At 43.8% G+C, this 4,247-nt stretch carries 3 protein-coding genes and 1 pseudogene; 1 reads left to right on the top strand and 3 read right to left on the bottom strand.

Annotated features, from left to right (window positions below; all coding sequences use genetic code 11):
- The 3 genes and pseudogenes from AAKU61_RS22160 to AAKU61_RS22150 all read right to left on the bottom strand — a co-directional run.
- A pseudogene (locus AAKU61_RS22160) lies at positions 1 to 151 on the bottom strand (IS3 family transposase); the annotation flags it as partial.
- Positions 152 to 165: 14 nt separating this feature from the next.
- Positions 166 to 648, bottom strand: coding sequence for a PRTRC system protein E (locus AAKU61_RS22155; protein WP_354335756.1), 483 nt, complete (start codon positions 646 to 648; stop codon positions 166 to 168).
- A gap of 137 nt (positions 649 to 785) precedes the next feature.
- A complete protein-coding gene (locus AAKU61_RS22150) occupies positions 786 to 2,570 on the bottom strand; it encodes a PRTRC system ParB family protein (protein WP_354335754.1) in 1,785 nt (594 codons plus the stop codon).
- A 287-nt stretch (positions 2,571 to 2,857) separates the two neighbouring features.
- On the opposite strand from AAKU61_RS22150, the gene AAKU61_RS22145 reads away from it, so the two are divergent.
- Positions 2,858 to 4,093, top strand: coding sequence for a DUF1173 family protein (locus AAKU61_RS22145; protein WP_354335752.1), 1,236 nt, complete (start codon positions 2,858 to 2,860; stop codon positions 4,091 to 4,093).
- The last annotated feature ends 154 nt before the right edge of the window (positions 4,094 to 4,247 follow it).

The raw sequence follows: 4,247 nt of genomic DNA, 5'->3' as shown, positions 1-4,247 counted from the left end.
TTGACCAACTGATGATCAGACCGTCGAAACAATCGATCATCGGCGATAGATACACTTTGCCGGCCGGGATTTGGAACTCCGTGATGTCGGTGAGCCACTTCTCGTTCGGGGTTGCAGCCTGGAAATCGCGATTGATGAGATTCTCTGGGGCCATGATCACTGTCCTTAAAATAACGGCTTGAATGCTTGTTTTTCTTCAGTGGCAGTGACGTCGGTCTCTGGAGGGCTGGAAAGATTCAGGTCTTCCGGATCTTTTTCGTTTCCGTCATTGCCGTCATCGCCATCATCGCCATCATCGCCATCATCATGTGCGCTTGCAGCAGAAGCTGATATTGCTAAAGGCCGTTTTGAAACTGGTTTATTGGCTATGAGAGATTTCTTCTCATTCTCCAGCTTTGACTGCATTTCAGCGACTTGAGAAGCAATGGATTTGACTCCCATCGTTTGTAGCATCACTGCCTCGACAAACTCGTTATCCAGTTCCGCTGGCGTGCCCACTAACTTCATTTGCCCAGATAGACCTGGAGGTGAATTGGGGAGTGATTTTGGTTGAGTGATGACGGTCATCAACCCGTTACTATCAACCGAAATCATGAGTAATAACGATTGACATTGCTTTGCCAGTGGCATTAATTCTGTAAATATCATAGAGAGCTTTCTTATATTGAATTGGATATAACGCCCGATCGCAAAAATTGCGAGTGCGTAAAAGAAAACACCATCTCAAAATGAAATGGTGTTTAGGTGGCTTGAACTTCACGTAAAACACCCGAAGGTGTCGGGTATTATTTTGCGTAAGACATCACTTTTGGAATAATTCCATCGAATGAAAATCCGCATGTCATCAATGATTTAATGAAGTCATCTTTCGATTTATTCATGAGACCAGCGAATGATTTATCGAGGTATTTTTTGAGACCGATGTCGTGTGCAACGACTTCAATTTCAGACTTGGTCAACAACTTCAAAAATTCTGCGTTCATCTTCCAATGTTTTGAAAGATCAACTTGCAGATATTCCATCATGTCAGTCAGGTGACGGACTTCAACGGCATTGACCGCTGATTGACTCAGTCCGTTCAATAATGCCGAGCGGGTTTGATCATCTAGCGTATCGGCTAACTTGGCATAACCAGAGACGCTTTGCGTTGTGTCTTTTTCTTTATCTGCATAAGCTTTGATGACATCAGCAATTTTATCGCTTTGGATATGCGAAATATTTCGTGTTGCGGCCATACCGAATAGCAAGCTAAGGGCTTTCGTATGATCTTTAGCAACGTCTGCTTTTAACGCCTCGCGCCAAATTTGCTCACGATAATCTTTAACGCGATTAGAGTCGGCAACGCTAGTTAATACTGCTTTTGGAGCAGTTTCGGCTTTTGATGTATCCGTTGATTTTATTGCGACAACCGTCCCGCTTGTAGCAGGGCTTGTTGACGCTTTCTCGGCGGAAGAGTTGGAAGTTGGATCAGCTGGTGGCAGAAGTGATTTTTTGTAAATCTCGACTTTTACACCATGACATTTCAAATCAAAGCACTGACTTTTAAACGCTTTACCAAAAGAATCTGGGAGCATTGAAATGGCACCACCATAATTTTTACAAGCCTTACAAGCAATGGCTTGTTCTTCTCCAACCCCCTTTTGTCCATCAGCAACAATACGAATGACACTGAAATTGTCGCCAGGGCGAACAAACTTCACTACCGGGTATTCATCTTCAAGAGATTTTTTCCGGAGTTCTAATTCTTCATCCGTTTTCTTGTCGTAGCAGACTGAATTACTGCAGGAGCCGGTTCCGAGATTTTCTGCAAACAAACTCGATTGCAAGTCCGTATTGAACTGGCAGGTCGCGCATTCTGACTTGTCGAAGATGGCAATTGCCATTTGCTTCGATTGAGCGAGGATGGTTTGTTTGATATCTTTGATGCTCAATTTCTTTTCTAAAATGATGGGCAACGCCATATTTTGACGCTCGCGTGAGATGGTGGCCAACAACTCGGCGGTCCCCAAATCAATTTTTCGTTCGTTGAGCGCCTGTTGTACCTCTGAACTTAGTGCCAACAATGCCAGGCGGTTATCCAGAATGGTCGGAGACCAGCCTAGATATTTCGCCGTTTCAACACGATCGCCATTAAATTGCGCGAGTGTCTTTGCTGCATTGTTTGCTTCTTCAGTGCGAGACACATTGTCGCGATGATGATTTTCAATCACCGCAATGGCATCTGCTTTGCTCTGATCATAATTTTTGAAAGAAATAGGCATTTCATAATCTTCACCTAAAATTTTACATGCGGCACGATAACGACGCTCGCCGGCTACTATTTCAAGCAGGTTGTCTTCGTTCACACGAACAATGATGGGTTGAATGATGCCATGGTCGGGCAAAGTCGCTTCCAGTTCTGCCATTGCCACAGGATCAAAATAGGTACGCGGATTTTTGCCACGTACCAGCGCCCAAACTGGGGCTGTTTGTGATTGCTCATTGATGACACGACCATTTTCCAACGTAATGCTTGTGCGTGGGTAAAAGGTAGGTGCTTGGATAACTGCTAATTGGGTTTCAGTTTGCATTATTTCCTCAGACAAAAAAAAAGGGAAACAATGCTCCCATCGGGATGATTGTTTCCCAATGGTTTTTGAATGACCAGAATAGTTCTGACCAGTAATAATGAGGGCTAGCCTTTTGACGATGTGAGTTTCCTCACTATGATGTCTGACAAAATACCAAATCTTGCGTAAATTGGCAACAAATTAAACGCCCCGTGAATCAAAAACGATAAGAAGAGCAATTAAATGGTCTTTTCGGACATGGGTTCGTTTAATCAACGTCAAAATGATGGTCATATTAGGAGTATTTGATGTCTCAGGCTTTTACATTTTTTGTTGATATTGGTGGAACACAATTTTCTCAGTCGAGTGGTAATCGGCTTCAAGAAGCGCTTCAGATCGCGCACCGGCAAGGTCGCTCTTTTTGTCTGTGTTGCACTGGAAAACAGATTCCTTTAGTCGTCAAACGCTACAACAAAGACAATGTTGTGCCGCACTATGGTCTTGCTAGATGGCCCGAGACAGGGTTGGATCACGACGCGGATTGCTATTTTTTTGGTGAGGATACTGAGAGTCAAGAATCATCAACCAATCTCCCTGCGTTTGAAGAACTGGCCAATGGTCAAAGCCGCGCCTATTTGTCGATTGCTCTCAACATCATTGAACGCAATATGCAGGCCATTGCTTTAAAGAAAACGCAACCACCTGCCCCTGGTAATAAACGCGACAGAGCCAATGAAGTTACCTTACTTCTCAAGCTTTGGCGCTTGGCAGGCCTGAACATTTATCGCGGACAAGATCGTAGATGGTATCAGGCAACCTTTAATTTGCTTAAAGCGGCAAAGCAAATCGTCATTAACAAGGAGGGAGAAACACTTGATCAGTATTTATTAGTGGGATCGGCCAACGGAGATAAATTGGCGTTTGAACATAATCACCACGTACTCGATCATGCAAAGAAAAAATACACTCGCCTCTTTGTGATTGGTCGGCTTAAAGCGTATGGCCGGGACAAAAGCCGCCAAATGCTCCAATTCAAAGATTTTCATGGCTTACCGAGAATAGCCGTCAAACTAGATCAGCTTGACGCCTTCCTGCAGGACAAACCCTTTTATCAAGAACTACTGAATAAAGAGGAAGGTCATATCATTGCAATTGCTTGTATAGAACCCAGCACAAAAGAATGGTGGTCTGTTCTTCATCTCAATGGGATTAGTACCAGCACTCAGATGGTTCCCGTTGAGAAATCGGAAGAATTGCTGTTTGAAGCCTATCTAAGTTCCCTTAAAAGAAAATTTATTAAGCCCTTAGCACACGATGGCAGTACCCAATATCTGCAAAGGTCAGAATTTATATTATTGGATACCCCCACGCGTACTTATTGTGAGGTGTTTGATTTCACTGCGTTACCAGCTACATCTGATCTGGCTGAGAGAAGTTCAAAACATAGGAGTAAGGGTCAAGACTATCTGACATGGATTAACGCGCCAGGAGCGGCCTACCCTGCTTTACCTGCGTCAAACAAAATCGGATTGTCAGAAACTTGACAGCGATACCTTTGATGGGACACTGGAACTGTTCCAATAACTTTTATAGGTATTTACTATGTAAGCGTCCGACGCAACCATCTAGCAATGATGAAATGAACGCGCCACACTCCTTCGTTTCAAAGTTAAGGAGAAGGCATGAGCCACGACCCAA

Source organism: Undibacterium sp. GrIS 1.2 (assembly GCF_040544435.1).
Classification (GTDB): Bacteria; Pseudomonadota; Gammaproteobacteria; order Burkholderiales; family Burkholderiaceae_D; genus Undibacterium.
The sequence above is the reverse complement of the archived record's forward strand: the minus strand, read 5'-3'. Positions and strand labels throughout refer to the sequence as shown.